This window comes from Frankia sp. AgKG'84/4 (genome assembly GCF_023242965.2).
GTDB lineage: Bacteria > Actinomycetota > Actinomycetes > Frankiales > Frankiaceae > Frankia.
Genome location: NZ_JALKFU020001255.1, coordinates 1 through 2,334 on the forward strand (window position 1 = coordinate 1; position 2,334 = coordinate 2,334).

The following is a 2,334-nucleotide window of genomic DNA, read 5'->3' on the forward strand; positions in this document are numbered from 1 at the left end:
CTGCGGCGCCACGCCCGCGCGCGCCGACGCGGATCGCGCCGGCTCCCGCGCCGCGTCCGGCAGGTAGGGGAGGATCTGCCGCGGTCCGGCGAAGGGGCGGCCGTAGGCCTCCCAGGCCGTGCGCTCCCGCGGGTAACCCATCGAGACCTCCTCGAAGCGGACGCCGTCGTACCAGGTCGTGCGGGGGATGTGCAGGTGGCCGTAGACGGCGGCGCAGGCGCCGTAACGGCGGTGCCAGTCGGCGGTGGCGGTGGTGCCGCACCACAGCGCGAACTCCGGGTAGCGCAGGACCTCGGTGGGCTGTCGCACGAGCGGCCAGTGGTTGACCAGCACCGTGGGCACGGCGGGGTCGAGCGCGGCGAGGCGGTGGGTGGTGTACCCGACCCGCGCCCGTGACCAGGCATCGATGGTGGGGTAAGGATCCGGGTGCAGCAGCCATTCGTCGGTGCACACGACCCCGGTCTCGCGGGCGAGCGCGAGGGCCTGCTCCTTGGTGGCCGTGCCGGGCGGGCGGAACGTGTAGTCATAGGGGACGAACAGCGGCGTGATCGTCACCGGGCCGTCGGCGCCGGTCCACACCGGATACGGATCCTCCGGGGTGAGCACCCCGAGGCCGCGGGCGATCTCGACGAGGTACTGGTAGCGCTCCTGGCCGCGCAGCCGGATGGGATCCTGCTTCGCCGTCCACAGCTCGTGGTTGCCGGGAACCCAAATGACCTTGGCGTAGCGCTCGGCGAGCAGCCGCCAGATCGCCGTGATGTCGGCGGCCATCTCGGCCACGTCACCGGCGAGGATGAGCCAGTCGTCGGCGGAGGTCGGCTCGATCGCCTCGACGAGCCGTCGGTTCTCGGAATAGCCGACGTGCACGTCGCTCACGGCCATCAGCCGAGCGCCTGATGGCGTCGAATCCGTGCGGGCCACGAGCAGCAGCCTACCGGCGCCGCGGCGGCTCTGTCCGCCCGTCGCCGGAGCAGTGACCGTATCCGAGCATGCGGGACCCACCCGAGCACGGCCCGCCACCGTCGGGCGCGACGATGTTCGAGACGGCTCCGCGCCGGGCATGCCGCAGGAGATCATGGCTGAAGGCAGGAGCGACCGTGACCGGTCGGGACACCCGCGGCCCGCACGACCAGGGCGTCCCGCATGGGACGCCCTGGCAGGCGACGACAGGAAATCGGAGCGGATCATGGGTGACGTCGGAATCACGCTGTTGGTCGCCTTCGGCGTGCTCGTCGCCGTCGGCCTCGCGCTGGCCGTGACCGCGCTGGTGGTCATCAAGCGCTACGACCTGCCGGTGCGCGGCATCGCGGCGACCCTGGGCAGCCTTGCGTACGTCCTGTCGCCGGTGGACGCGATCCCGGAGGTTCCGCTCGGGCCGATCGGGCTGATCGACGACCTGATGGTCGTCATCGCGGCGGTGGCGTACGTGCGCGGCCTGGTCAACGCGCGCAGGGACCTCACGCCGGCCGGGCCCGGCGGGCGACGCGGCGGCCGCTGAGCCACCACTCGCGGCGGCCCTGGTCAGTCGCGCGCTGACCGGGCGGGCGGCCACGGCCAGGTCGTGAGCGCCCGCAGTCCGTGAGCGCCGCTGGTCAGACCGCCAGGCCGTAGGCGCGCGCGATCTCGGCCAGGCCGTCGATGCCACCCTCGCCGACGGCGCGGAAATGCCAGCCGTCCGCAGACCGCAGCAGCTCACCGAACAACATCGACGTGTCCCGCGCGGCGGACGCGGACAGGTCGTATCGCACCAGTTCCTCGTTGGTGTCCGCGTTGACCACGCGGATGTAGGCGCCATGCACATCGCCGAAACTCTGGTGCCGGTAGTCGGCGTTGTGAATGCTCACGGGGAACACGATGCGGGTGATGGCGCTGGACAGCAGGTCGAGCCGGACGTCGATCTGCTCGTCGTCACCCGTGCCCTCGCCGGTGAGGTTGTCGCCGCGATGCACGATCTCCCCGCGCGGGCTGCTCAGGTTGTTGTAGTAGATGAAATAGCTCAGCCCGGGCGCCTGGCCGTTGCCCTCCAGCGCGATCGCACTCGCGTCGAGGTCGAACTCCTCCGCTCCTGGACGGTTCGGGTCCCAGCCCAACCCGACCGTGATGTGTGTCAGAGCGCCGGTTCTTTCGGCAAGGGCTACGCTGGCGCCCTTGGCGAGGTCAATGCCCACTGTTCTCCGCTTCCGTGACGTTGCTCGCGAGGCGGTCGCCGGCCGCCCGCCCCAAAACCTGTGATCAGCCAAGCACATACGGGCAGCCGTGGGGAGCCCATCGCGCAGACTCGGCGGGCCGGCCGCGGGTCCGCCGGGAACGCGCCCGCCGTGGCCCGCCGAGCGC

Annotated in this window: 3 protein-coding genes; 1 reads left to right on the plus strand and 2 read right to left on the minus strand. The window is 71.7% G+C overall.

The genetic code is table 11. The features are described from left to right. The coding region (locus MXD58_RS29350) for a metallophosphoesterase family protein (RefSeq protein WP_250611405.1) at positions 1-882 on the minus strand (882 nt) is incomplete at its 3' end. Positions 883-1,186: 304 nt separating this feature from the next. Between MXD58_RS29350 and MXD58_RS29355 the strand changes: the two genes are divergently transcribed. Then, positions 1,187-1,498 carry a YkvA family protein gene (locus MXD58_RS29355; RefSeq protein WP_248837886.1) on the plus strand — a complete coding sequence of 104 codons (312 nt, stop codon included), beginning with the start codon at positions 1,187-1,189 and terminating at the stop codon, positions 1,496-1,498. A gap of 94 nt (positions 1,499-1,592) precedes the next feature. Here MXD58_RS29355 and MXD58_RS29360 read toward each other — a convergent pair whose 3' ends face one another. Continuing rightward, the gene (locus tag MXD58_RS29360) at positions 1,593-2,168 is read right to left on the minus strand and encodes a TerD family protein (RefSeq protein ID WP_248837887.1); all 576 of its coding nucleotides are present in this window, start codon (positions 2,166-2,168) and stop codon (positions 1,593-1,595) included. Positions 2,169-2,334: the final 166 nt, after the last annotated feature.